We start from the raw sequence: 25,272 nt of genomic DNA, 5'->3' as shown, positions 1-25,272 counted from the left end.
TCGGTGGTAATCTCATGGGGTAGAGAAACGACTTTGGAGGCCGAGCAATGGATCGCCATAGCAAACGGACACGTGCAGCTGGAAGTTCTTCTAGGGACGGGAGGAGGGCCGAGGAACGCCGTAACAACCTTGACCTTCCAGGCGGACCCCTGACCAATGTTGCAGAACGGTTAGTAACCGCTAACCCGCGCGATACAGCACGCGATCTTGGGAGCTTCAAATCCGCGGAGAGGCAAGCGCGACGTGCAGTTCAGGGCGTTGCACCCGGGCAAGAATCTGATCTCAGCAGATTTGATAGGCGCAACAACCAGCTCGGGCGATCAGCCAACGATCTGGTCGACAGATTGACGGCCGGATTGGGTTTTAACTCGGATGAGGTAGCATTGTTCCAAGTCAGAGCGGCTAGTAATGTGGGCCATTTTTTAGGGCCCCAGAAGCAGACTGCTCTTGTTAATCGCATCGGCAACATGGACCCAATGGAGCAAGCTCTTGGAGTTATGTTTGTGGCGAAAGACTTTGGTAAGTTCAATGAGCGGAATAAATCTCGCATTTTTGAGCAGGCCATGGAATTGGCCGCTCATCCTGGCCAGGACCTCATGGTCAAGGCGACCGCACAAAATGCCATTGTCGCCGTGTATCATGAGTTAGACGCAAATCAACAGGCGCAAGCTAGCTCACTTCCCGACCTGCATGGCCTGTTGCAGAACATGCCTCGGCCGCAGCGTGCAGCAGGGGAACGGACTTCAAATTTGGACGGGCACATAACAAGTATTGAGACGTCAGTCCGTGATACAGTAGGACCGCAAACGTCGCATGGACAGCTGTTGCAGGGTGGCAACGTCGCGCAGTCCATAAGCGACGCCTACGATCACGCCCGAGAAGACCTAATAGCTTCCTCCAGAAGCAGAGATCGAACGAACTTGGGCCGCTGAGGTCTTGACCATGGCACAGTGACGCTCTCTCCCTCCAATTTCCGTTCACGGCTTTGCCGCTTTCCAATCCACCGGCCGTGGACGTGGCTTGCTTAATATTTTCTTCGGTGCGTGACTTTCAAATCCCCATTTGCTGGGGTGCCGATGCTAAGTTTCGCATCCACCGGTCCCGCATCGACCTGTCGAGCGGCTACATCGCGTGATGTCGGTTCGGTGTCTGAAAGCAAGCTCAACATTAGCTACCGAACGATGACTTCAACAAAAACAACGCCCCCCAACATAGCTCTTAGCATCGCGTGCTCGCTCGCCTTCGGCTTCTGCGCGGCAAGTCTGTACACAACGTTCCGCCACGGGGGTAGCGGCGAGGCGTTGATGACGTTTGACGTCCGTGCTTTTTGGTTTGAGACGCCCTTCTATCTGGGTTTCGCAACCCCCGTCTTCTATCGGGGCACAGCTATCTTGCTCTCAACGTCCGTGGTCGTCTTGCTGATTCAGCAGATCGCAAGACGGCGCAACCTCGAACATCACGGGACGGCGCGCTGGGCGCGGGTGGATGAAATGCGACGCACAGGTTATCTACGACGATACCGTGGTGTGACAGGCCCGATATTTGGCAAGTCGAGTGGTCCTTTCTGGCCTGGCCACTACCTGACCAATGGCGAGCAGCCTCACAGCCTTATCGTTGCACCGACCCGTGCTGGTAAGGGTGTCGGCATAGTCATTCCAACGCTACTTACGTTCAAAGGCTCAGTGATAGCTCTCGACGTCAAGGGGGAGCTTTTTGAGCTCACCTCGAGGGCGCGCCAGGCCGCCGGCGACGAGGTATTCAAATTTGCGCCGCTGGATTCGGAGCGGCGCACGAATTGCTATAATCCGCTGTCGGACCTTATAGCGCTGTCTCCACAGCAGCAATTCACCGAGGCACGCCGCTTGGCCGCAAACCTAATTACGGCGAAGGGGGAGGGCGCGGAAGGTTTCGTCAACGGCGCGCGAGATTTATTTGTCGCGGGCATCCTCGCCTGTATCGAGCGGGGCACGCCAACAATAGGCGCCGTCTATGATCTCTTCGCCCAACCGGGGGAAAAGTTTAAGCTCTTCGCGCGACTTGCCATGGAGACCCGGAACAAAGAGGCACAACGCATCTTCGACGACATGGCGGGGAACGATACAAAGATCCTAACCTCCTACACGTCCGTGCTTGGCGATGGTGGGCTCAAATTGTGGGCGGATCCCGCTGTAAAGGCGGCGACAAGTCGCTCGGATTTCTCGGTCTATGATCTTCGCCGTCGCAGAACGTGCATCTATCTTTGCGTTGGTCCGAACGATCTTGAGGTGGTCGCGCCTTTAATACGCCTGTTCTTTCAGCAAGTCGTTTCAATTCTACAGCGGTCGCTGGCTCGCCGGGATGAAAAGCACGAAGTTCTCTTTCTGCTCGATGAATTCAAGCACTTGGGCAAGCTGGAGGCGATCGAGACCGCAATTACGACCATCGCGGGCTACAAGGGTCGCTTCATGCTCATCATCCAAAGTCTCTCGGCACTGACGGGGGCCTATGGCGAGGCTGGCAAGCAGAATTTTCTCAGCAATACCGGTCTGCAAGTGTTCATGGCCACGGCCGATGACGAGACTCCGAACTATATTTCCAAAGCAATCGGTGAATACACGTTTCAAGCGCAATCGATTTCCTACAGTCAGGCGCGAAGGTTCGATTTGAACATTCAGAAGTCACATCAGGGTGCACCGCTGTTGCGTCCCGAACAGGTGCGGCTGCTCAATGACGAGTACGAGATCGTTCTCATCAAAGGTCTGCCACCATTGCAATTGAGGAAGGTGCGATATTTTTCGGATCGCATTCTGAAACGCATCTTTGAAAGCCAGACAGGCGCCCTCCCGGAGCCGGTACCCTTGACGATAGCAGACGAGGGGCTCTCCGCAGAATCTCAACTTGATGACCCGCTGCGTGAATTGGCGCAGGACTTTGACGATACAGTTTGATGTGAGGCTAGTATGGACCCGAGAAATAGTAATCCATCCCGTGTAACAGCTTTGTCGCAGGTGCAGGACGCTGGCTTGGAAGAGGGGCAAGCGGGCCAGGCCCGGCAAGTGGGTTTTGAGCAGCACGTGGCCGAGCCGCACCGAGCCGATCCTGTCGCGAGTGGCGCCCGTGCTATCCGCTATCCCCATCTGTCCGGCGAACACCGGGACCTTATTGATCAGGCTATCACTCACGCTGCGGTTCAGCAAAACTATAGCGCGGCGACGGTCCGAAAATACACGTATTCACTTCGCCAATTGGCAAATGATCTCGGCGCTCGTGGCCAAGCGACTGATCTAAAAACTCACCAATTCCTGGTCGATCACGTCGATGCTTTCTTTCCGAAAAACGACGGCATAAAGAGGGCGTTGAACGTCCTGCGTGCGTATCATGAGCCGGGCTATTCAGCTGCTGTCGGGCGGCCAGCGCCGGTGCCCTCAAAGGCAGACGCGCATGTCTTAGAACAAGTGACCAGTGACAGCAGGTTGGCCTCAAGCAGCCGTGCTGAATATGGTCGTAATCTTCGCAAATTTTCTGAGGCGCTCGAGAGTCGGGGCCTGACGATCTCTGGGCTGGATCATGATTCGCGGATCAAATTCGCCGAGACGTTGTTTCCAAGCCACCGCAATCTCCTCTTTGCGTTGCAACGGGTTCGCGATGCGGAGCCCACGTCAGACGGGATTGCCGAGGCGGTCCGGCTGCTGTTCGATGATCGAGCTGACGAGCCGCCAATCAATCCAGAGCGGCTTCTGCGACTGGAACAGGGGTTGAGCGAAGTGCTTCAGCGACGGCAGGATGATCAAGCCGCCTCGTCTTTTTCAGCGACCCAGGGATGCCCGCTGGACCGGGTGACCTCAACAGCAGCGTTGCGGACGCTTTCGCAGCCGCCGGCTCTGAGCACGCCGGAGTTCAGGCCGCCGCCCCGCCAGTGTTAGCTGCCAGCGAACAGCAGATCCGGCCCTCGCCGGATGCGCTTAACCCGGGCAACCACCTGCCACCCGAGTGGGTCATCATCAACAATGAACATTCCACAGCGCTGTTGTGGCCAGCGGAGAGGCAGAGGGCCCTGAATACGCCACAAGCCGCCGCCATTCAGCAGCCGCTGAGCGAAATCGGCAATTCAGGCGTGCCGATGCAGCCCCCCCATTCAGCCCCCCATGCAGCAGTTGGGTGAATTGCCATTGGAAGGGGTACCGGTTCAAGGGACAGGGTCCGAAAACATCCGGAGGCTGTAAGCGGAGGCCGCGCCCTTCGCATGGTCTGAGGAGCCCCCCGCTGCGATCGAGGACTCTATAAACGTCTCATTCGCCGTCCCCAAAGGCTTCTCCCATGGGACTCAACGCGTCCCGGAAGCGATGCTCTCTTTCGGGGACCGCCATGGCCTCTTGCCGGATGCGGGCCAGGCCCGGCAAGTGGGCTTTGAGCAGCCCGTGGCCGAGCCGCACCGAGCCGATCCTGTCGCGACTGGCGCCCGCGCTACCCGCTATCCCCATCTGTCCGGCGAACACCGGGACCTTATTGATCAGGCGATCACTCACGCTGCGGCTCAGCAAAAATATAGCGAGAGAACGGTCCAAACATACACGTTTGCACTTCGCCGATTGGCGAATGCTCTCAAGAGATAAACGTGGTTTTCTTGTTCCAGCAGCATCCGGCCCCACACCAAAGCAATGAGGAGGTAGAATTCATATCGGACCTTCGGAAGAAGCGGACCGCGGATCAAACGGTTTTTGTAATCATCCTGGCAGCCTTGTTTGGGCTCTTGGCCGCGATGCTGAGGCAGGACCCCCAGATCAACGAGGCGGTCCTAAGAGAACTGCGAACGATTCAGATCAACTCTGCATTGCTCCAGCGCGATGTCGCCCGCGCTCGAACCGGCATGGCATTGGACTTCGGCTCCGTTGTTTCTACGGTACAGGCATTGCAAAGGAACGTTGAAGACTTGCAACGCCTTGTCGAGATTTCGCCCGATGAGAGCTCCAGAGGGGACCCCAGTTTGCTTGCACAGCTCAAGCAGTCCGTCGAGATCACAAAGTCTGCCATCTCGGCCGCGGCGGCGCAAAATGAGCTTATACAAAGCTCTCTCGTACGATTTGCTCTTTCGGTCAATCGCCTTGAGGGGACACCGTCGAACAGGCTTGAACTTTCCAATTTGATCCTTCAGTTTTCGGCCAGACCAGGATTCAGCCTCGCATCACAGATCGATCAGTCTCTCAGCCGACTTCCTCCGAGCCAGGACCAAGCCACCGAGGATGTTGTCCGCAAGGGCCGCGCTATCCTGTCCGCGTTGTCGAGAGTGGACCGCGGTGCCAATCGGATCGCATCCTCTGACACGTTCGCCAAGGCCGCCGAACTGGAGCGCGAACATCTAAAAGACTACAGCTTGGCCAGCGCGCAAGCGCAGCGTACACGACTTTTCTTTGGCTCGCTGTCCATATGCCTTTGCCTGTTTGCGACCCTTCGAGCCTCCAGGCTGAATGTGCGGACGAACCGGTTGGAAAGGCGGTTGGAGCTTGGCGCGGTAATGAGTGAGATCGACGCTTGCTTCAAAGGCCGTCAAGCAACGAAGGCCTCGCGCCGCTTCTCCACCGAAGCAGCGCTTAGACTCGTTCAGCGCGTTTTCGGTGCGGATCAATGCGCGCTTGCTCTGGTGGATCCGAGTATCAGCAGGATTTCCGAGTGCTTTGTGGCCAATCCGCGCATGAGCGTCGTCTGGGGCGCCATGTTAATCGATGAGGTCGTCTCACTTGTCCACGCAGGACAGCCAGTCTTCCGCGTCGTTCCCGCGCTGGAAGTGGTCCGGACTGCGGTCGGCACTTCCGGTTCTTGTCAAATTGTTGGTTGCAGGGTCTCCGATCAGCAGATCGCGGTTTGTATCGTTGTCTTTGAAAGAGACCGCTCAGTACCATCCGCAGACGAGCTCCGGGTTCTGGCCGACACTACTGTGCGTTTAAGCAATCATCTTGAAATGCAACATATACAGACGGAACGCAACCTTCTTGAGAGTAGGCTTGAGCATGCGGAAAGGCTGAGGGCTGTCGGCACAATCGCAAGCGGCGTTGCACATGAGTTCAATAATATTTTAGGAGCTATAATGGGCTACGCAGAGATAGCCAAAAGTCTTGTGCGTCGTCCCTCGAGAACTCGGGGCCACATCGACCAAATCATCTTGGCCGGCAACCGAGCCAAGCTGATCATTGAACAGATTTTGTTATTAAGTCGTAATCGGCAGTGCGTGACGATGCCTTTCGATGTCTCCGAGATTGTAATGGATCTCGCGCCATTGTTGCGGGTTACAGTTCGTGCAGATGTTCAGTTGAACTTCAAGATCAACGAGTGGCAAACGGTGATCGAGGGCAGCCCAAGCGAGATTCAGCAGATCCTTATGAATCTGTGCAAGAACGCGTCGGAGGCTCTCTTGAATGAGGGTCGTGTCGAGGTTAGCGTTTCTCGCGCTCACATCTGTCGAACGAGGCCCCTGGCTCAGGGCACCTTGACTCCGGGAGATTACGTTCTCCTCTCCCTCAGCGACGATGGCCAAGGAATCGCAAGTTCTGTACTACCGCATATCTTCGAGCCCTTTTTTACCACGCGCTCTCGCGTCGGCGGGACTGGACTGGGTCTTGCAGCAGTGGACCGCCATGTGAGGGCGCTCGCAGGATGCCTTGACGTCACCTCGGCTGTTGGCCGAGGTACACGCTTCGATCTCTACTTACCGGCCTCTGCGGAGGAGCCAGTCAGAGCTGATCTCGCTTTCGGCCCATACGATGGTTCACTCGGCAACGGAGAAATCATTGCAGTCGTGGAGCCCGATCCAGCAGCGTTGGAGATTTACAAGGACAGGATCGCCGCGCTGGGTTATAAGCCGATTGGCTTCGCGACCTTCGAAAGTCTTTGCGAGTGGATCGAGAGTGGGAAGGCAGCCGAGCTCCTAATTTTCGATAAATCGTCTTTCCTGGGGCGAGGACAGGCCGAAACAGTGTGCCCCACCCTCATGACGGTGCCTATCATCGTCATTGGTGGCACCGATCCCATGCCGATCCCATCTGATAATCAGACGTTCGTCCTGTGTCTGCCCGAGCCGGTCTCATTCAGGACAATGGGCCATGCGATTCGTACGATGATGATGGGATAATGCCGCCGACGGGCACCGTAACGTTAACCGGGCATCGATCAAAATGTGGGATCTGGCGGCATGACCAGATTTTCCCGTGATCCTCTTTATCGTCGCCACCGATTTCCGGCGCAGGTGATTGCCCATGCCGTTTGGCTCTATTTCCGGTTTCCGCTCAGCCTGCGGATGGTCGAGGATATGCTGGCAGCTCGTGGCGTCATCGTCTCTCACCAGACCGTGCGACTTTGGGCTGAGAAATTTGGCAGACACTTTGCCAATGATATCCGGAAGCGATCGGCCGGCAAGCTCGGCGACAAATGGCATCTCGATGAGGTTGTCATCACCATCGGTGGAAAGAAACACTGGCTTTGGCGCGCCGTTGATCAGGACGGGTTTGTTCTCGACGTGTTGGTGCAAAGCCGTCGCAATGCCAAGGCGGCAAAGCGCTTGATGCGAAAGCTTCTGAAAGGGCAAGGCCGTTCGCCGCGTGTGATGATCACCGACAAGCTTCGATCCTACGGTGCGGCGAAGCGGGAGATCATGCCAGGCGTCGAGCATCGCTCGCACAAGGGCCTGAACAATCGGGCGGAGAACTCTCATCAACCCGTCCGACGGCGGGAGAGGGTCATGAAGCGCTTCAAGTCAGCGCGATATCTTCAGCGTTTCGTTTCCGTCCACGACCCGATCGCCAACCTCTTTAACGTTCCCCGCCACGATATTCCATCCACCCACCATCGAGAACTGCGAGCAACTGCCATGCAAGCATGGCGCCAAATCGCGCGCCTTCACGCCGAATGAACCAAAGCCTCACTCCCAGATCTTGTCTTCACAGCGTTAAGTTTACGGTGCCGATATTCCTTTTCATGGCGTTGCTCTCCTCAGTGGAATCGACACCCCGAGCCTACAGGCTCGAGGCGAGCAACGCCGCCCCTTCAGAATTTCAACAATGACCGGGACATCCCCAGAATGCGCCGTTGCAGCTTGCGATCATACCCGACTTGAACAGTTGGAGGTGAACGGATGGCGAACGCTGTCCGTTAAGCTATTGAATTCACTCGCCTTGAGTTTTCGGCGCGAAAATGTGTGGTAACAACATTTGATCTGCTAGCCGTATGTTGTATGGATTTGATGGCATTTATTCGCTAACAACGCTGGCATGTTTGTCGTTGAGAGAGTCGCGCGCGGCCACCGCTATCTTTACCTCGTGGAAAGTGTCCGCGACGGCAAAACCGTTCGCCAGCGCACGATAAAGGCGCTGGGCCGCAAGGATGCGCTGGTTGCCAGCGGCGAACTTGACAGATTGGCGGCCTCGATTGCGCGCCATGGCGAACGCAGCCTCATCCTGTCCGACATTGACGCGGGGCGAATTGCCTCTCGCCGCATCGGCGGTCCGCTGTTGTTCGGGCGGCTGTGGCAGCGGCTCGGGATCGGCGAGGTGCTGGAAGAGGTGCTGGAAGGGCGCCAGTTCGGCTTTGCGGTGGAACGGGCGGTGTTCATTGGCACGTTGCATCGGCTGTTCGTCTCGGGCTCGGACCGCGACTGCGCGAACTGGATGGCCGATTATGGTATCGAGGGCGCCGAGGGTCTGGCGCTCCATCACTTTTACCGGGCAATGGCCTGGCTGGGCGAGGAACTCGGCGAAAAGGCGCAAGGCGCGCTGGTGGCGCGCTGCGTGAAAGACGCGATCGAGGAAAAGCTCTTCGCGCGCCGGCAGGACCTGTTCACCGACCTCAGCCTTGTGTTCATGGACACCACCTCGTTGTCCTTCTACGGCGCGGGCGGCGAGACGCTGGGCAAGGAGCTATGCTGCAATTTGGGTGACGAGGCTGATCAAGCGGCGCTCTGCGGCTTCAGTTCAATGACCTCGATTCCATCCTGGAACGTTGCACCTGCGATGAGTTTAGGCAACTGATTTTGTCCTTTCAGTCGTCGCCACGTCCTGGCCGCGGCCATGACCAGCTTGAAGACCATCAGCCTGGCGGTTTTCGAGGAGAGTGAGCCCTTGGTACGCACCGTGCGATGGCGAACGGTCGCAAAGACGCTCTCGATGGGATTGGACGTTCGCAGATGATCCCAATGTTCGGCGGGGAAATCGTAGAACGCCAGCAAGGCATTCTGATCTTTGGTCAGGCAGTCGACCGCCTTGCCGTATTTCGCATCATATTTCTCGACAAAGACGGCAATCGCCGTCTCGGCTGAGGCTCGGTTCGGGGCGGAAAAGATTTCGCGCAAGTCCGTCTTCATGGCGGCCTGCACCGATTTCGGCACCTTGTTGAGCACGTTGGCTGTCTTGTGCACCCAGCATCGCTGGTGCTTGGTGCCGGGAAGGAGCTCATCGAGCGCTTTCCAGAAGCCAAGCGCGCCGTCGCCGACGGCAAGATCGGGCGCGATCTGCAGGCCACGACGCTTGACGTCGACCAGCAGCTCGCGCCAGCTCTGTGCGCTCTCACGAATGCCGGTCTGGAAGCCGAGCAGCTCTTTCTTGCCCTCGGGCGTGGCGCCGATCAGGACCAGCATGCATTCGGCATGATCTTCCATCCGGGCCTGCAGGTAGACCCCGTCCGCCCACACATACACATAGCGGCGCGCCGAAAGATCGCGCTTTTGCCAACGATCGTATTCGATGCCCCACTCCGCCGTCAGTCGCGTGATCACCGAGGGTGAGAGGTTCGGCGCCTCCTTGCCCAACAGAGCTGCCAGAGCTTCCTGAAAGTCGCCCGTCGAAATGCCGCGCAGATAGAGAACGGGAAGAAGCGCATCCAGACTTCGTGTCCGACGCGCCCATTTCGGCAGGATCGATGAGGAAAAACGGATGCGCTCCGCTTCACCGTTCGCGCCGCGATCCCGGACCTTCACCCGGCTGACGGGCACCGCCCCGATCCCCGTCTGGATGCTCCGCTCCGGCCCGTGACCGTGCCGGACCAGCCGGTCACGTCCGTCCGGAAGCTTGAGATCCCGCATCTCGGCAAGAAACGCTTCGGCCTCCATCTCGATCGCCTGCGCCAGCAATTTGCGCGCGCCGGTGCGAAGCACATCCGTCAGGGGATCATCGATTTCGTCGGGCTGACGAAGGCGAACAATGTTGATAGTCTCGTTCATGGCGTATCGCTCTCCTTGAGAGGTTCTGGCAGGCTTCATCACCCGCCTCGATACGCCGCCCTTCTCAAACCGTCATCACCCAGTTTCAGCCATAGCTCCTGGGCAAGCGCGGGCATTCCAAGGACTTCCGCCCCGATCTGGCGCAAATGATCCTGGCGCTGGTCGTTGATGCCGAGGGCCGGCCGATCTGCACCGAGATGGTGCCCGGCAACACCGCTGACGTGACCGTCCTGTTGCCGGTGGTCGATCGGCTGCGAACGCGCTTCGGCGTCACACGCGCCTGCGTTGTCGCCGATCGCGGCATGATCAGCGCCGATACCATCGCCGCGCTCGAAAAGCTGGGCATGGAATACATTCGGGGGGGCCGCGAACGCTCGAGCAGCGTGATCCACAACGTCGTGCTCAATGACGCGGCACCGATGGTTCCGCTCGTTCTCGAGCGCCAGCGCGGTGAAACTCAGTTGTGGGTCAAAGAGGTCAAGGTCGGTAAAGACCGCTATATTGTCAGCCGCAATGACGCCGAGGCCGAGAAGGACAAGGCCGACCGCCAGGCGATCATCGCCGGCCTCGAGGCACAGCTCAAGAAGGGCGACAAGGCACTGGTCGGCAACTCGGCCTACCGGCGTTACCTCAAGGCCAGCGGCAAGAACTTCAAGATCGATGTCGGCAAGCTTGCCGAGGAAGCCCGCTACGACGGCATCACCGTGGTGCGGACCAACGCGAAGGTGACCCCGCTCCGCGCCGCCAAGGCAACCTTCAATACCCGGCCGATCTTCCACCAATCCGATGCCGCCATCCGCGGGCATGTGTTCTGCTCGTTCCTGGGGCTCGTACTCAGCAAGGAACTGTACCGCCTCTGCCGGGCCAAAGGCCTGACGCCCGAATGGCAGCCGCTTCTACGCGATCTCGACCGCCTCCAGGAAGCCACCATCGAAAAGGATGGTCGCATCGTCACCACCAGAACCTACGTTACGGGCCAAGTGGGCAACGTCTTCAAGGCAGCTGGCATCGCTCTGCCACACAACCTCGACGAACAACTCGCCTGAGATCATCCCCAAAATGTAGTGGTAACACGCGCCGGCGCGCGCCTAACGTGCTGATATAATAACATATTCTTACAGGCGGTGTTTAAGTGGGGTCATAGCTGGACAAAATCGACGTAGCGCGGAGCGCCGTCTTCAGGCTGCGAGCGGCCTGCGATCAGCTCGAATTTTTCTTCCGGTCGTCACGGTGGCGGATGTACTCGGGAAATCCAGCATAGATCCCCTTCAAGCGGCCAACGTGCCTCCGTAGCTAATATCTACGTCAGCATTGAAGAAGTACCCTGCACCACGGGATGTTTTGACCAAGTGAGGATTGGTCGCATCGGCCTCCAGCTTTCGGCGCAAGCGCAAGATCAGGACATCGATACTTCGATCATAGACCTCTTCTCCACGCACACGGCTCGCGAGCAAAAGCCGTTCTCTGGATAACACGTTGCGTGGGTTCTCCAGGAACGCGATTAAGAGATTGAACTCACATGCGGTAAGCTTGACCTCGCCACGCTCCTGACAGACCAGCCGCCGCTGCTTGACGCTGAGTTTCCAGGTCCCAAAGTGAAATAAGCGCTGATCTTTTTTTCGCGGACTAGGAATGCGCTGGCGTAGCGCTACTCTAATGCGGGCCAAGAATTCGCGCAGCCCGAAAGGTTTGCAAATGAAATCGGTTGCGCCGAGCTCCAGTGCAACCACTTTCTCCGCCTCATCAAGCCGGTCGCCACTGATCACTATGATGGGAATGTCCGATTTTGCCGCCAGATTGCGGACGATCGCAAGTCCATCCTCCCGGCCTAGGTTGAGGTCAACAATCACCAGATCGACTGGGTCCTGTGAAAGAACCTGGTTAAACTGCTTGCTATCGTTAACTGCGGTTACCTTCAAGGCATGCATCGTGAGATAATTGGCGATGAGGCGCCGCATTGCGGCATCATCATCGATGACAAGAACATGTTTCAACGGCTCACCTTCAATCTTGAAATTGCCTTCCTAAATCTGTTGCCGAGTAATTCTCGGGCACTGATGCAGGACAGCGGCCTCTGATCCCACTCGCTGCTGGCGGCCAGGAACGACGGCCCTGCTCGTCCAGAATTGGCTGGCTGGGTCTTGTCATCAATCCCGAATTGGCCGCGTGCATTCAGCCGTGCCCCCTTACAGGTTCAAGCGCATTACCTATCGTGACGTCTTTTCGCCTTTTCGGATCGTGATTCCGTTTTGGTCAGTTTGATGCAGGCCTGCTCACACTATTCGGGTGCGACGGCATGGTGCCGAGTTGCCTGCCATATGTCTGCTTCCTCGTCACGTTAGCTGGCGCTCGGACCTCAATCATCTCGACATCGTCCGGCTCATGGGTCGGCGTCGGACGTGGTGAGCAGCGCGGCTTTGATTGGTTCCCTCAAAGGCCGTCGGCGGGAGGACCGACGGGATTCGCTGCAGCGGCCTTGTGCCAAATAGTATGTCTCCTGCCAAGCCGGGTTTTTCCGAGACGGCCGGCGGCGTCGAATCTCGTTTTGGCCGAGGACGGTTACCGTCCGAGCTAACGTTTCTCAGCTTACGCGAGACCTCCACTTTGAGCCTGTCACGTCACGGGCAGCACCTCAAACTCGACAGCGCCAAATCGAACCTCATGATTATGCTCGGCGATGGGCGGTCGGGTTCCGTCAATGGCGTGCGGTGTTTCTGCCGATGGGGACAATCTATGATCTACTCATCTACATTAGCGCGCACGGCCAAACAGCTAAACCAGGTTCGCCAGCGTCAGCTCTCCGATCTTGGCATGGACGGCCTTTATATCCACCTCGCTCCGATTCTCCGCCGCGCCGAAACACGGTTGCGGCCCTTCCAGAAGCTGCTTTCTCCAGTCCGTGATCAGTTCGCATGAACATGCTGCGCCAGCTCGCCAGCGTCTTTTCTCCATGAACAAATGTCTTTGTTTCAGTTGACACCGAAAAGCTGCACTTGAACATCATCGAGTAACAAACCTCCCGGATAAGGGCGTGCCGGACAGGCCAAACCGTGCGGCGGCTTAGAGAGGTAGGTCATAGGAATGTTTATAGCGGCTTGGCCCCTGGCCCTTATCTTGTTGACCTCCATGTCCCTCCCGGGCGAGCCTGCGCCCCTTTCCCTGCGTGAGTTCGACCGCCTATCGCGCACATGCGCTCCCTGGGTTGCGTCGTCCACGCTCGCCGCGATTGCCACAATTGAAAGTGGCTTTGATCCGCTTGTGGCACATGACAATACCACAGGTGAGCAGCTTCGCTGGACAGATCATCTGCAAGCTACGCGTGGCGTCAAGGACCGCCTCGAAGCACACCATTCCGTTGACGTTGGATTGATGCAGATAAACAGCAAGAATTTTTCTATTCTCAATCTCACGCCGGAAAAGGCCTTGCAGCCCTGCACATCGCTTTCGGCTGCCGCCCAGTTGCTTGAAAGCCGGTATGCCGGCGGCATGACTGCTGTGGCACAGCAACTCGCGCTTCGCCGTGCCATCTCGGCCTACAACACCGGCGACGTCACCCGCGGCTTCGCCAACGGTTATGTGCGAAAGGTCGAGTCAGCCGCAAAGGATGTCTCAATGCTCCGAAGGCTGGCGCCGGCTGCTCGAGGCATGCGAAAACTTGAGACAGCTGGTCCGAAAACGGTGCCCCCTCTGCTCGAACAGAGCCAACAGACCAATGAAAAGCAGCCCACACAAGATTCGTGGGACGTCTGGGGCTCCTATCAGCGAAACCGCTCAGGGGCAGATCCATCCGCTTCGCCAGGCAGCCAAGATGCGCAAGGGCGGGAACCCTCAAACCCAAATAAACGCATATTCGATTGAGCGTGGAGATCCAATGATGAAGACACTCCAGACATTTCGTATGCTTGTAAGGCATGTTCCTTCGCCTCGTGCCATGCTGCGGATGGCGGCTGAATATATACCGGCCGCTGCTGCAGGCGCGGCGTGGACGGTCTTGTCCAGCGCGCCAGCCGCAGCTCAGGTAACTGGGGGGACGGATCCTGCCAAGATGGTCGAGAATATCTGCACGTTCATACTTGGCCCCTTCGGACAATCACTGGCCGTGCTCGGACTAGTAGCCATCGGTATCTCTTGGATGTTCGGTCGTGCTTCACTTGGCCTGGTTGCCGGTGTCGTTGGAGGGATCGTCATCATGTTCGGGGCCAGCTTCTTGGGCAAGGCGCTTATCGGCGCGGGCTGATGAGCGACCGGTTGGAGGTAAGCACCCTTTATGTGGCAGCGACACGCCCTGCACTCTTTCTGGGTGTGCCGCTGACGCTGGCCGGATTGCTCATGATGTTGGCTGGGCTCATTATCATTATCCTTCAGAACCCACTTTACGAAATCATGCTCGTGCCACTCTGGTTCGGAGCACGGCTGGTTGTTGAGCGTGATTATAACGCCGCAAGCGTCGCGCTACTCTATTTGCAGACGGCTGGCAGAAGCGTGGACGGGCCGTTCTGGGGTGGCGCGAGCGTCAGCGCTAATCCGATCAGAGTGCCGAAACGCGGAAGAGGAATGGTGTAATGTTTGGCGCTAGCGGCCGGACTGAGAGATCTGGCGAGATCTATCTTCCGTATGTTGGTCATATAAGCGATCAGGTTGTCCTTCTGGAAGACGGATCGATCATGGCCATGGCACACGTGAATGGTCTGCCCTTTGATTTGGAAGACGCTGACATGCGCAACGCGCGCTGCCGCGCGTTCAACACTCTCCTGCGCAACATCGCCGATGACAATGTCTCGATATACGCTCATCTTGTGCGACACAATGATGTGCCAGCGTCGGCGCCGCGCCAGTTTCAAAGTGCATTCGCTGGCAGTCTGAGCGAAGCCTACGAGCGACATGTGCTGTCGGGAAAGCTCTTTCGCAACGATCACTTCCTCACTGTCATCGTGTTCCCTCGCAGCGCAATCAGCAAGATCGGCTTGCGGATTTCCAAGTCCCCCAGACGGAATGACAACGATCTAGCCACCCAAATGCGAAGCCTAGAAGACCTCTGGCACATCATTGCTGGCGCACTCGGCGGTTACGGTCTGCGCCGGTTGGGTATTCGTGAGAAAGGCAACGTGCTCTTCACCGAAATTGGTGAGGCGCTTCGGCTGATAATGACTTGCCGATTTCTTCCGGTTCCAATGGTTACCGGTTCACTTGGCGCCTCGATCTACACTGACCAGGTCATCTGCGGGAAGCGGTCGCTTGAGATTCGAAGACCCGGCGATAGCTCCGTGGGATCATTGTTTTCGTTTCGTGAATATCCGGCGACGACGCGGCCAGGCATGCTAAATTCCCTGTTGTCCGCCAACTTCCCGCTTGTCCTCAGCCAGAGCTTTTCCTTTCTCACTCGCCCCCAGGCCCATGCGAAGCTTAGCCTTAAGTCCAGCCAGATGACGAGTGCCGGCGACAAGGCCCTGACCCAGATCAATGAACTTGCCGAGGCAGAGGACGCACTGGCAAGCAACAAATTCGTGATGGGTTCGCATCATTTGAGCCTGTGCGTCTACGCCGACAGCCTCAATAGCCTTGGAGATCGCGCAGCAAATGCCCGCGCACGGCTGGCCGACACGGGCGCCGTGATCGTCCAAGAGGGTATCGGCATGGAGGCCGCGTACTGGTCCCAACTTCCGGGGAACAACAGGTGGCGCACGCGCCCCGGCGCCATCACCTCGTACAATTTTGCCGGGCTCGTCTCATTTGAGAATTTCCCAAGCGGTTCCAGTTCCGGCCACTGGGGCAATGCTGTTGCGCGCTTTCGCACAAACGGTGGAACTTCCTTCGACTACATCCCCCACGAGAATGATGTCGGCATGACGGCAATATTCGGGCCTGTTGGCAAAGGTAAAACGACGCTGATGACCTTTGTCCTCGCCATGCTTGAGCAAAGCCTGGTCGATCGCAATGGTGCGATCGTCTTCTTCGACAAGGACCGGGGTGGTGAACTGCTAGTGCGAGCCACGGGAGGAACATATCTTGCGTTGCGCAGAGGCGCTCCGAGTGGCTTGGCCCCTCTGCGTGGTCTGGACAACACCTCCGCCTCGCTGGACTTTCTGCGCGAGTGGTTGATGGCCCTGATCGAGAGTGATGGCCGTGGTCCGATCTCGCCGGAGGAAAGCCGTCGGTTGGAACGCGGCATTGTTCGTCAGCTATCGTTCGAACCCGTCATGCGCTCACTTGCAGGCCTACGCGAATTCCTGCTGCACAGCCCCTCCGAGGGCGCAGGAGCACGGCTGCAGCGGTGGTGTAGAGGGAACGCTCTTGGATGGGCCTTTGACGGCGATGTGGACGAAGTAAGGCTGGATGCCTCCATTACGGGCTTCGACATGACGCAGCTCCTGGAATATGAGGAGATCTGTGCGCCGGCCGCCGCATATCTTCTGCATCGAGTGGGCGCTGTTGTCGATGGCCGTCGATTCGTCATGAGCTGCGACGAATTTCGCTTCTACCTACTCAACCCCCAATTCTCGGCTGTTATCGACAAGTTCTTGCTCACCGTCCGCAAAAACAACGGGATGTTGATACTCGCAACGCAGCAGCCTGAGCACGTCCTGGAGTCGCCTCTCGGAGCTAGTCTCGTTGCACAATGTATGACGAAAATATTCTACCCATCTCCGACGGCCGACCGATCCGCGTATGTCGATGGCTTGAAGTGCACTGCGCAGGAGTTCGAGACAATCCGTCAGGGAATGGCAATCGGCAGCCGCAAATTTTTGCTCAAGCGCGATAGCGGGAGTATTGTTTGCGAATTCGATCTTGGGCAGATGCGCGAGTATGTAGCCGTACTCTCGGGGCGGGCCAACACCGTGCGCTTTGCCGACCAGCTGCGTGAGCAGTACGGAGATGCCCCAGGTGGGTGGCTCGACAAGTTCATGGCCCGTTACCATGAAGTTCAAGACTGACGGAGGAAAATTCATGAAATTTGCCAAGCTTGCAGCAACGACGCTTGCTGCTTCCCTTCTGCTTCAGGGACAGGCCAGGTCGCAGTTTATCGTCAGCGACCCCCTAACAGAAACACAAGCGACCGCGACCGCGGTTTCCACCGCAGCGATCCTTGAGAATGCAAGCGCGACACTCGCCAACACAATCAACATGGTGGATATGCTAACGTCGTCATTCGCTGTCGTGGGACTGTTAGGCTCACTTGACCAACGAAATCATTACCCGTCGAGCAATCAGCTAGAGAAGCAGATGTTTGACAGCCAGACGCCAGCTTCGAATATAGCGCGTCAGATTGCGCAGGAGCCAAATCGTAGCGTCATAGGCACCGACCTGGAGGCGGGACAGTTGCGGACTCAGATCGCCGGCGCTGCCAATGCTGCAGGTATTGCAGCTGAGAGTCTGGTTATGATGGACAAGCGCCTTCAGGAGAACGCCCGCACTCTTGGCCAACTTTCCCGCTCGCGAAATATTATGCAGGCCACCGTCACCAACGGTCTGGTTCTCAAGCACATTCATGATGCGATTATCCAAAATGCCCAGGCCACGAGCCTGCTGACGATGGCCACTGCACAAGCGAGCCTTCGCGCCGCAGAGGAGGCCGCGATGCAGCGTCGCGAACACCAGAAGACCGCTAGCATCTTTGGCATCCTCCCGTAAACGACGCTGAGTTCATCCGGTCCAGCTGCGCTGATCAGGAACAAATCAGGCTCACGCCATGACTTTCAAAATTGCCGCGCCATTCACGGCTATACACACGATCTTTGATCAGGCCTTTACGTTGGGGCTGCACAGAGTGCTTGAAAAAATCCAAGAGGCGGTCAGCGCGCCTCTGGTTGCGTGTGTCACGCTTTGGATAATAATCCAAGGCTGTCTGGTCATGCGTGGTCAAGTCGATGCGCGCGGGGGTATCTCGCGCGTAATCATGGTATCGATTGTCGTTGCCCTTATCTTAGGGCAGGCCAACTACCAGCAGTACATTGAATCTGTCTTCGACGACACGATTCCAAGGCTCGCTCATCAGATCAGTGGCAGCGACTTGCCCTTCATCGGTATCTCCCAGAAGCTCGACATCATGTTTGCTTCAACTCAGTATGCCCTTCAGGTGATTGCATCCGAAATTGGGCCTATGAATGGCCAGGACTTACTTGCTTTCCAGGGAGCGCAATGGATTTTCTACGGCGCGCTGTGGACAGCGTTCGAGATCTATGATGCCGTCGGAATTCTGACGAAGGTGCTCTTGGCGATCGGCCCCCTGGTTCTTGTAGGCTACCTTTTTGATCACACTCGAGACATAGCTACCAAATGGATCGGCCAACTGCTCTCGTATGGGCTGCTGCTTCTCCTCCTCAACATCGTTGCAACGATAGTTATCGCTGCCGAAGCAGCCTCGCTGACAGTCATGCTTGTGGTGATCAAAACCTCGGGTACGACAGCAGCCAAGATCATCGGCCTTTACGAACTCGACATGCTTTTCCTAGCTGGCGACGCTCTGATCGTCGCGCTTCCGACGATCGCCAGCAGCATAGCCGGCGGCTCTTGGGCAGGTGCGAACCAACCGCCTAGCAGCCTCACTCGCCATTTTGCCAAAACGGCGGGTGTTTAATCAATCGACTAGCGCGGTGCCAACATGAAATTTTGCCTAATTTTATCAATCCTAGCTTTGTCCGCGTGCAAGACAACTAGTGGGCTTGCGACCTGCGCTGGTGCGCCATTCCAACTGAATGTGGGACAATGGGAAACCACCCCTGAGGATCTTCAGGTCGAATGTGCGGAAGAGCCCAAGTGAAGTTTCCCGAACATGCCCTTCTGGTGGAGAGAGAAACGCTAGCCGCCCACTACAAGAAGGTGGAAGCGTTTCAAACTTCACGAGCGAAGTCTGCGCGGCGCCTGTCAAAGGCCCTCATAGCCTTTGCAGCCGCGGCGGTCCTAGGAAACGTTGCGCAGGCCTTCACGATCGCTGCCATGGTCCCGTTGGCCAAGCTCGTGCCTGTGTTCCTTTGGGTACGGCCGGACGGGACCGTTGACAGCGAAGTGTCAGTCTCTCGACTGCCGGCAACCCAAGACCGGGCTGTCATAAACGCTTCGCTGTGGGAATATGTGCGCCTGCGCGAGAGCTACACAGCAGATACAGCCCAATACGCCTATGATCTGGTATCCAGTTTCAGCGCACCGGCTGTGCGACAGGAATATCAAGATTTCTTCAATTACCCGAATTCCACCTCGCCGCAAGTCACAGTCGGCAAGCGCGGCAAGCTCGAGGTCGGGCACATTTCCTCAAATGACATCAGTCCGGACGTTCAACAGATCCGCTACCAACGTACGCTTATTATTGACGGGCAGATGCCGGTGGTGAGCAGTTGGACAGCGACCATCCGCTACGAACGCTTGACAGGCCTGCCTGGCCAATCGAGGCTGACCAATCCGGGAGGTCTACTCATCACTTCCTATCAAGCCTCGGAAGATAGCGTGTCAAACCTGGGGCAAGTGCAGCCATGACAACTAGAGCGTTTCTCGCGCTGGCCTGTTCACTTTTCTTAGCGACGGACGCGTGCGCGGAAGACACGCCTCTTGCCGGCAAACTTGATCCGCGAATGAGGTACTTGGCATACCGTCCCGACGAAGTGGTGCGCCTATCAACCGCAGTGGGGGCAACGCTGGTTGTTACATTCGGGGCTAACGAGACCGTCACAGCCGTAGCCGTTTCCAACAGCAAAGACCTGGCTGCGCTCCCGCGCGCCAATTATCTCTTTTTAAGGCTAGCCGCATCCTCCCGCCCCAGCCGGTCATCGTGCTTGCCGAGAGTGAGTCCGGTACACGGAGATACGTCTTCAGCATTTCAACGAGAGCGATGCCAAAACTCGATGAGCAGCAACCTGACCTCTACTACAGTGTGCAGTTCACCTATCCTGGTGATGAGGCTGCTGCTCAGAGAAAGGAAGCAGAAAGGCGCTCGATTCTTGGTCAGGCCCGAGCGAAAGTGCTGCATGAGCAGAGAGTTCAGGATTTGTTGAATCGGCCAGCCGCAACTGCCAGTCCGGACGAAAGCAATTTTCACTATGTCGCAAAGGGCGATCGATCGCTGGCGCCGCTGGAAGTTTTCGACAATGGCTTTACCACCGTATTTGGCTTCCCAAGCAATTCCCGCATACCCTCCCTCTACATCATTAATCCCGACGGCAAGGAAGCCGCCGCCAATTATGCAGTCAAAGGGGACTATGTCGAAGTATCCGCAGTCGCTCGGGAATGGCGTCTGAGAGACGGCAACACCGTATTATCCATTTTCAACAGGGCATACGACCCTGTGGGACGAGCGCCGGGTTCCGGCACAGTAAGACCCGACGTGTGGCGCGTTTTGAAAGAATCGGGCCGATGAAGGAAACAGGCCCATCGGGACATGATGTGGATGCGTCCGGATCGTTGATCTTCGAGCCGGCCCGCCGGCCCGTTTCGGGACTGCAGAAGTTGGCCGTCGCTGGTCTTGTTCTGATATCATCTCTATCGCTCATCTGGCTTGGGGGACGTCCGGGCACAAAAGACGAACCACCACCGCCGAAACCGCCAATTTTCCCGAATACCGAGCCGTTCCGTCCCGCGCCAATTAAGGTTGCTCCCGAACCTCCGGCACCCGTAGAGACGGCGCAAGTGACAGATCCTGCGCCAGCGCCGACGCCACTGACACCAGCTGATCCGCCGCCCGAGCAAACACCAATTTTTGCTTACAGCGGCAGCAGTCAACAGCCCGACAACGGTCACTTGCGCGACGACGCGCGTAAGGATGCTCCTGCGACCGAGGAGGAGATTTCCATCGGGAGCGATCTTTCAAGTCGAATGAAGGCGGATGTTCAGGAGCCAAGCCGGGCTACACTTTTGCCGCACCCTGATCTCGTGATTACTCAAGGAACGATCATCCCTTGCATTTTGCAAACAGCAATCGACACAAATCTGCCGGGCTATGTGAAGTGCGTCTTACCAAAAGACGTCCGCGGCGCCACCAACAACGTGGTGCTTTTGGATCGCGGCACGACCGTGATTGGCGAGATCCAGCGTGGTCTCCAACAGGGGGACGCGCGTGTCTTCGTGCTATGGACTCGCATCGAAACACCTGACCACGCCCTCGTTTCGATAGCATCGCCGGGCGCTGACGAGCTCGGCCGCTCCGGAATGCCTGGCACGGTGGATAATCACTTCTGGCAACGCTTTGGCGGAGCAATGCTCATGAGCGTCATTCAAGGCGCGTTTCAGGCGGCGGGTCAATACGCTGGCGGCTCAGGCGGAGGAACAGGCATCGACAGCTTCCAGAGCAATGGCGGGCAAGCCGTCGAGACGACTCTTAGGGCAACGGTCAACATTCCGCCAACCTTGAAGAAAAACCAGGGAGATGCTGTATCCATCTTTGTGGCCCGGGACCTCGATTTCTCAGATGTATACGATCTTAGAGCGACTGTCGTAGCGCCATCCCCCAAACATCGCCAACATCGGAGAGGTAACAATGCGATCGGAGGCTGACCCTCAACTGCGGTTACTTCTTGACCCCGTTCTGAAATGGCTTGAGGAGCCAGGGACCGAAGAGGTCGCTATCAATGGGCCTGGGGAAGCCTTTGTCCGACAGGCCGGCGTCTTTACGAAACATTCGCTACCGCTCGGTTATGACGATCTGGAGGACATCGCGATCCTGGCGGGAGCGCTGCGCAAGCAAGATGTCGGACCGCAAAGCCCTCTCTGTGCGACTGAGTTGCCGAATGGAGAGCGGCTACAAGTCTGTTTGCCGCCCGCTGTTCCCTCAGGAACAGTAAGCCTGACGATACGGCGTCCTTCAAGTCGTGTGACTGAACTCAAGGAAGTTTCAACTCGCTACGAATACTCGCGTTGGAATCAATGGCGGTCACGAAAAGAGCGCCAAGCGCAGCAGGACGAAACGATTCTTCAGCACTACGACCATGGTGACTTGGAGCAATTCTTACGTGAGTGCGTTAGGGGGCGGCTCACGATGCTTCTTTGCGGACCCACTGGAAGTGGTAAAACTACGATGAGTAAGACTTTGATCAGCGCCATACCGCCGCAGGAAAGGCTGATAAGTATCGAGGACACGCTTGAACTTGCTATCCCGCACGAAAACCATGTGCGTTTGCTCTATCCAAAAGACCGAGCAGGCCTAGGTGCGGTGACGGCAGAGCAACTGTTGCAAGCTAGCTTGCGCATGCGGCCTGACCGAATATTGCTCGGCGAGATGCGCGACGATGCCGCTTGGGCCTACCTTAGCGAAGTCGTCTCCGGCCATGCGGGATCAATATCAACTATTCATGGTGCTGACCCCGTCCAAGGCTTCAAAAAGCTCTTTTCGCTCGTCAAGAGCAGTCCGCAAGGAGCGGCTGTGGAAGACCACACGCTCCTTGATATGCTGTCGGCTGCCATTGATGTCATTGTGCCGTTCCGTACCCATGGCGACGTGTATCAGGTGGGGAGGTATGGCTCGCCGCCGATGCCCGGCGACGCGGAGAGACAGCAGCCGATCTTCTTAACAAGCACTAGCTGAGCGCTGAGCACGTCATGGGATCGATGAAATCGATTGTGATGTGACGGCGTCATTTTGTTTTGATTCAACGTCCACTTGACGGTACGCATACGACGAAGGCCGCATGATTGGCACACGCGCGTGCGCGTGGCGGGCTCTATGATGGCGTTGTGTGAAGGTCAGACGGCCTGCTGATTGGCGGGCTTGACCCCGTGGGTCGGTCAAAATCCCCCGGGTATGGTCACTTGAAACTCCCCCACCTGATGATCACCGGCAGCGCTACTGAACAGCGGTAGCCGGTAAGGCAGGACGTTTATTTTCATCGGGCTTGTCGCAAAGATTGGTTTGGGCCGCAATTCCCTTTCGAACACGGTGTTTTTCACGCTTTATTAACCTTTTGAAGTCCGAAGAGGCGCGCGAGCAGATCGTTTTGATCATTGACGGTCCAATCGCCGGAAAAGCCGAAGCCTTTCCGCAGCCACAACATCGCTTCGAAGCCCGCGATTGTTCGCCGCGCCGTTTTGAAGGATTGGAAGCCACCGATCTTAGGCATGTTTTTCTTCACCCGGAAATGGTCGCTCTCGATGCCTTGCTGGAGGTGCTTGGTGACATAGTGTACGGGGTCTGGATACAGGAGCCCATCATCGACTGACGTTTTGATCGCTGATGGGAACGTATTGGCGCCATCCGTGCCGATCCTTTCCGGTGCGAGCAAAGGCTCATCCTTCAACATCTTGCGGAAGAAGCGCTTGGCGGCGTCGAGGTCGCGCCTCGCGGTGAGCAGGAAGTCCACCGGATTGCCGTGCTTGTCGATGGCGCGGTGCAGATAGCGTGCGCATTTCGCTGATCGTGGGCAGTGATTTCACGCGATCGTGGGCAGCAGAAGCCTGACCGACGGTTGCTATGAGTTCACTGGTTTTTAGTCGGCGTCAAGCGCCTGCTTGCCAGCTATTTTCCTCAAGCTTTCGCCGGTCATGTTGATGCGGTGAGCATTGTGAACGAGGCGGTCGAGGATGGCGTCGGCAAGGGTGGGATCGTCGCCGATGACTTCGTGCCACTGATCGACGGGCACTTGGCTTGTTACGATGGTGGAGGCCCGCCCGTTGCGGTCTTCAAGCATCTCCAGCAGATCGATGCGCTGGCTTTGAGTGAGCACCGAGATGCCCCAGTCGTCCAATATCAGTAGCTCGACGCGAGCGAGAGACTTGAGCATGCGGGCATGGCGACCGTCGCCGCGAGCCAGCGCCATTGCCTCGAACAGGCGCGGGACACGCTGGTAGGAGACGGAGCGCCCGTCCCGGCACGCTTTGTGGCCCAGGGCACAGGCAAGCCACGATTTTCCCACGCCGCATGGGCCTGTGATTGCCAAATTATTGTGCCGAGAGATCCAGTCGCCGGCGACAAGCCTGGCTAGAAGGGCGCGGTCGATGCCGCGTGGGATGCGCAGATCGATATCTTCGACGCAGGCATTCTGCCGCAGGGCGGCAAATTTGAGACGCGCGGTCATGCGCTTGGTGTCGCGTTCCGCCGCTTCCCTGTCCGCCATGATGCCGATGCGCTCCTCGAAGGTTAGGGCCGCAAGATCGGGCGAGCTTCTCTGTTCCTCGAAGGCTTTGGCCATGCCGGCCAGGCCAAGGGCGATGAGGCGTTCATGAGTAGGATGTGCGAGCATTTTTCTCTCCTGATGATGAGGGTCAGTGGAAGTAGGAGCGGCCACGGATGTTGCCGTGGCGCAGGGGTTTGGGCTCGGGTTCCGGGTCCGCGAAGGCGCGGTCCAGGCCAGACTTAAGGATGGAGCGAATGGAGCCAACAGAGCGGGCCTGGATGGCGTTTCCACGCCGGCAGGCTGCTTCCAGACGGGCAGCGCCGTAGGTTTTCTGCAGGGCGAAGATGCCCAGGCAAGTGCGGAACCCTTGCTCGGGATGAGGCCGGGCCATCATGATCGCCGTGGTCAGGGCTGCCGTGGACGGACCTATTTTCTCCGCTACGAAGCTGATCCGGGTCGGCGTCCAGGAGGCGTGCCGTCGATGAGCGCTGGGCATGTGATCGGCAAGCGTAGTGTGATTGCGCCGGCCCGGGGACTTGGCATGGCTGGCAACCCGTTCACCCTTGTAGAAGGCTTCCACAGTGCGATCGGCGATGCGGACATCGACGAGCTCGCGGATCAGGCGATAGGGAACCGAATACCAGTTGCCGTCGACTTCGACATGATAGTCGGGCGCCACCCGACAGCGTTTCCATAGGGCGAAGGCATAAGGCTCGGCCGGCAGAGGTCTCAGCGCCGGAGCGTCCACCGCGGCAAACAGTTCGGCCCGGCTCATGCCATAGGCCCGCATGATCCGCCCATTGAGATCGGCGACCAGCTCACCGATCGCCTGATTGAGTTCAACCAGGCTGAAGAAGCGGCGGTTGCGAAGGCGCGCCAGCACCCATCTCTGGGCAATTTGGACCGAAACTTCGACTTTTGCCTTATCGCGGGTACGGCGCGGCAATCAACCTGGAAGGAGCGTCAATCAGGATGGGAGCGTCGCCAGGGACGTCACGGAGGGAGGGCGTAGCCCGACTGGAGGGACGTTCCTGGCGACGGCGCGAACCCACATAGGGTTCA

General features: G+C 57.6%; 19 protein-coding genes and 6 pseudogenes. 19 read left to right on the top strand and 6 right to left on the bottom strand.

What is annotated here, in order from left to right; translation table 11 throughout:
* Positions 1-383: 383 nt before the first annotated feature.
* The 3 genes from HB778_RS42155 to HB778_RS42150 all read left to right on the top strand — a co-directional run bounded on the left by HB778_RS42155 (position 384) and on the right by HB778_RS42150 (position 3,902).
* Positions 384-932, top strand: a complete 549-nt coding sequence (locus tag HB778_RS42155; RefSeq protein WP_244662040.1) for a hypothetical protein — start codon at positions 384-386, stop codon at positions 930-932.
* 249 nt (positions 933-1,181) lie between these two features.
* Positions 1,182-2,927 carry a type IV secretion system ATPase VirD4 gene (gene virD4, locus HB778_RS35705; RefSeq protein ID WP_183465501.1) on the top strand — a complete coding sequence of 582 codons (1,746 nt, stop codon included), beginning with the start codon at positions 1,182-1,184 and terminating at the stop codon, positions 2,925-2,927.
* A 75-nt stretch (positions 2,928-3,002) separates the two neighbouring features.
* Entirely contained in the window at positions 3,003-3,902 is a 900-nt protein-coding gene (locus HB778_RS42150) for a hypothetical protein (protein WP_244662039.1), read from the top strand.
* 366 nt (positions 3,903-4,268) lie between these two features.
* Here HB778_RS42150 and HB778_RS42145 read toward each other — a convergent pair whose 3' ends face one another.
* Positions 4,269-4,505 carry a hypothetical protein gene (locus HB778_RS42145; RefSeq protein ID WP_244662038.1) on the bottom strand — a complete coding sequence of 79 codons (237 nt, stop codon included), beginning with the start codon at positions 4,503-4,505 and terminating at the stop codon, positions 4,269-4,271.
* Between the two features lie 89 nt (positions 4,506-4,594).
* Here HB778_RS42145 and HB778_RS35695 point away from each other — a divergent pair, with 89 nt between their 5' ends.
* The 3 genes and pseudogenes from HB778_RS35695 to HB778_RS35685 all read left to right on the top strand — a co-directional run.
* Positions 4,595-7,102 carry a two-component system VirA-like sensor kinase gene (locus HB778_RS35695; RefSeq protein WP_183465366.1) on the top strand — a complete coding sequence of 836 codons (2,508 nt, stop codon included), beginning with the start codon at positions 4,595-4,597 and terminating at the stop codon, positions 7,100-7,102.
* 60 nt (positions 7,103-7,162) lie between these two features.
* Positions 7,163-7,879, top strand: a complete 717-nt coding sequence (locus HB778_RS35690; RefSeq protein WP_183465365.1) for an IS6 family transposase — start codon at positions 7,163-7,165, stop codon at positions 7,877-7,879.
* A 358-nt stretch (positions 7,880-8,237) separates the two neighbouring features.
* Positions 8,238-8,879 (top strand): annotated as a pseudogene (locus HB778_RS35685) (IS1634 family transposase); the annotation flags it as partial.
* A 32-nt stretch (positions 8,880-8,911) separates the two neighbouring features.
* Here HB778_RS35685 and HB778_RS35680 read toward each other — a convergent pair.
* Positions 8,912-10,180, bottom strand: a complete 1,269-nt coding sequence (locus tag HB778_RS35680) for an IS256 family transposase (protein ID WP_183457400.1) — start codon at positions 10,178-10,180, stop codon at positions 8,912-8,914.
* A gap of 98 nt (positions 10,181-10,278) precedes the next feature.
* Between HB778_RS35680 and HB778_RS35675 the strand changes: the two are divergent.
* Positions 10,279-11,226, top strand: a pseudogene (locus tag HB778_RS35675) (IS1634 family transposase); the annotation flags it as partial.
* Positions 11,227-11,448: 222 nt separating this feature from the next.
* On the opposite strand, the gene HB778_RS35670 reads toward HB778_RS35675, so the two are convergent.
* Positions 11,449-12,174: a response regulator gene (locus tag HB778_RS35670; RefSeq protein WP_183465364.1), complete on the bottom strand. Its 726-nt coding sequence runs from the start codon at positions 12,172-12,174 to the stop codon at positions 11,449-11,451.
* Between the two features lie 496 nt (positions 12,175-12,670).
* Between HB778_RS35670 and HB778_RS35665 the strand changes: the two genes are divergently transcribed.
* The 12 genes and pseudogenes from HB778_RS35665 to virB11 all read left to right on the top strand — a co-directional run bounded on the left by HB778_RS35665 (position 12,671) and on the right by virB11 (position 22,681).
* Complete coding sequence (locus tag HB778_RS35665; protein ID WP_183465363.1) at positions 12,671-13,096, top strand: hypothetical protein; 426 nt, start codon at positions 12,671-12,673, stop codon at positions 13,094-13,096.
* A gap of 165 nt (positions 13,097-13,261) precedes the next feature.
* Positions 13,262-14,038, top strand: a complete 777-nt coding sequence (locus HB778_RS35660) for a type IV secretion system lytic transglycosylase VirB1 (RefSeq protein WP_183465362.1) — start codon at positions 13,262-13,264, stop codon at positions 14,036-14,038.
* Positions 14,039-14,054: 16 nt separating this feature from the next.
* Positions 14,055-14,417 carry a pilin major subunit VirB2 gene (gene virB2, locus HB778_RS35655; RefSeq protein ID WP_183465500.1) on the top strand — a complete coding sequence of 121 codons (363 nt, stop codon included), beginning with the start codon at positions 14,055-14,057 and terminating at the stop codon, positions 14,415-14,417.
* Positions 14,417-14,743 carry a type IV secretion system protein VirB3 gene (locus HB778_RS35650; protein WP_183465361.1) on the top strand — a complete coding sequence of 109 codons (327 nt, stop codon included), beginning with the start codon at positions 14,417-14,419 and terminating at the stop codon, positions 14,741-14,743. Before virB2 ends, HB778_RS35650 begins: the two co-directional genes overlap by 1 nt.
* Positions 14,743-17,112 carry a VirB4 family type IV secretion/conjugal transfer ATPase gene (locus HB778_RS35645; RefSeq protein ID WP_183465360.1) on the top strand — a complete coding sequence of 790 codons (2,370 nt, stop codon included), beginning with the start codon at positions 14,743-14,745 and terminating at the stop codon, positions 17,110-17,112. The genes HB778_RS35650 and HB778_RS35645 overlap by 1 nt, the downstream gene beginning before the upstream one ends.
* Positions 17,113-17,125: 13 nt before the next feature.
* Positions 17,126-17,809, top strand: a complete 684-nt coding sequence (locus tag HB778_RS35640) for a type IV secretion system protein VirB5 (protein WP_183465359.1) — start codon at positions 17,126-17,128, stop codon at positions 17,807-17,809.
* Between the two features lie 58 nt (positions 17,810-17,867).
* Positions 17,868-18,755, top strand: coding sequence for a type IV secretion system protein (locus HB778_RS35635; protein WP_183465358.1), 888 nt, complete (start codon positions 17,868-17,870; stop codon positions 18,753-18,755).
* Between the two features lie 24 nt (positions 18,756-18,779).
* The gene (locus HB778_RS35630; protein WP_183465357.1) at positions 18,780-18,938 is read left to right on the top strand and encodes a type IV secretion system lipoprotein VirB7; all 159 of its coding nucleotides are present in this window, start codon (positions 18,780-18,782) and stop codon (positions 18,936-18,938) included.
* The gene (locus HB778_RS35625) at positions 18,935-19,648 is read left to right on the top strand and encodes a type IV secretion system protein VirB8 (protein ID WP_183465356.1); all 714 of its coding nucleotides are present in this window, start codon (positions 18,935-18,937) and stop codon (positions 19,646-19,648) included. Before HB778_RS35630 ends, HB778_RS35625 begins: the two co-directional genes overlap by 4 nt.
* Positions 19,645-20,525: pseudogene (locus tag HB778_RS35620) on the top strand (TrbG/VirB9 family P-type conjugative transfer protein). The gene HB778_RS35625 and the pseudogene HB778_RS35620 overlap by 4 nt, the downstream one beginning before the upstream one ends.
* Positions 20,522-21,658 (top strand): type IV secretion system protein VirB10, encoded by a 1,137-nt coding sequence (gene virB10, locus HB778_RS35615; RefSeq protein ID WP_183465355.1) that lies wholly within the window; start codon positions 20,522-20,524, stop codon positions 21,656-21,658. Before HB778_RS35620 ends, virB10 begins: the two are co-directional and overlap by 4 nt.
* A pseudogene (gene virB11 / locus HB778_RS35610) lies at positions 21,642-22,681 on the top strand (P-type DNA transfer ATPase VirB11). Before virB10 ends, virB11 begins: the two are co-directional and overlap by 17 nt.
* 362 nt (positions 22,682-23,043) lie before the next feature.
* On the opposite strand, the pseudogene HB778_RS35605 reads toward virB11, so the two are convergent.
* The 3 genes and pseudogenes from HB778_RS35605 to HB778_RS35595 form a co-directional block, all read right to left on the bottom strand.
* Positions 23,044-23,496, bottom strand: a pseudogene (locus tag HB778_RS35605) (transposase); the annotation flags it as partial.
* An 87-nt stretch (positions 23,497-23,583) separates the two neighbouring features.
* On the bottom strand, positions 23,584-24,336 hold the full coding sequence (gene istB, locus HB778_RS35600; protein ID WP_183465354.1) for an IS21-like element helper ATPase IstB: 753 nt from the start codon (positions 24,334-24,336) through the stop codon (positions 23,584-23,586).
* Positions 24,337-24,358: 22 nt separating this feature from the next.
* Positions 24,359-25,153: pseudogene (locus HB778_RS35595) on the bottom strand (Mu transposase domain-containing protein); the annotation flags it as partial.
* Positions 25,154-25,272 lie beyond the last annotated feature (119 nt).

Origin of the sequence: Mesorhizobium huakuii (assembly GCF_014189455.1) — a bacterium.
Taxonomy (GTDB): domain Bacteria; phylum Pseudomonadota; class Alphaproteobacteria; order Rhizobiales; family Rhizobiaceae; genus Mesorhizobium; species Mesorhizobium huakuii_A.
Note: the sequence above shows the minus strand (reverse complement) of the source record. Positions and strands in the feature narration are given on the sequence as shown.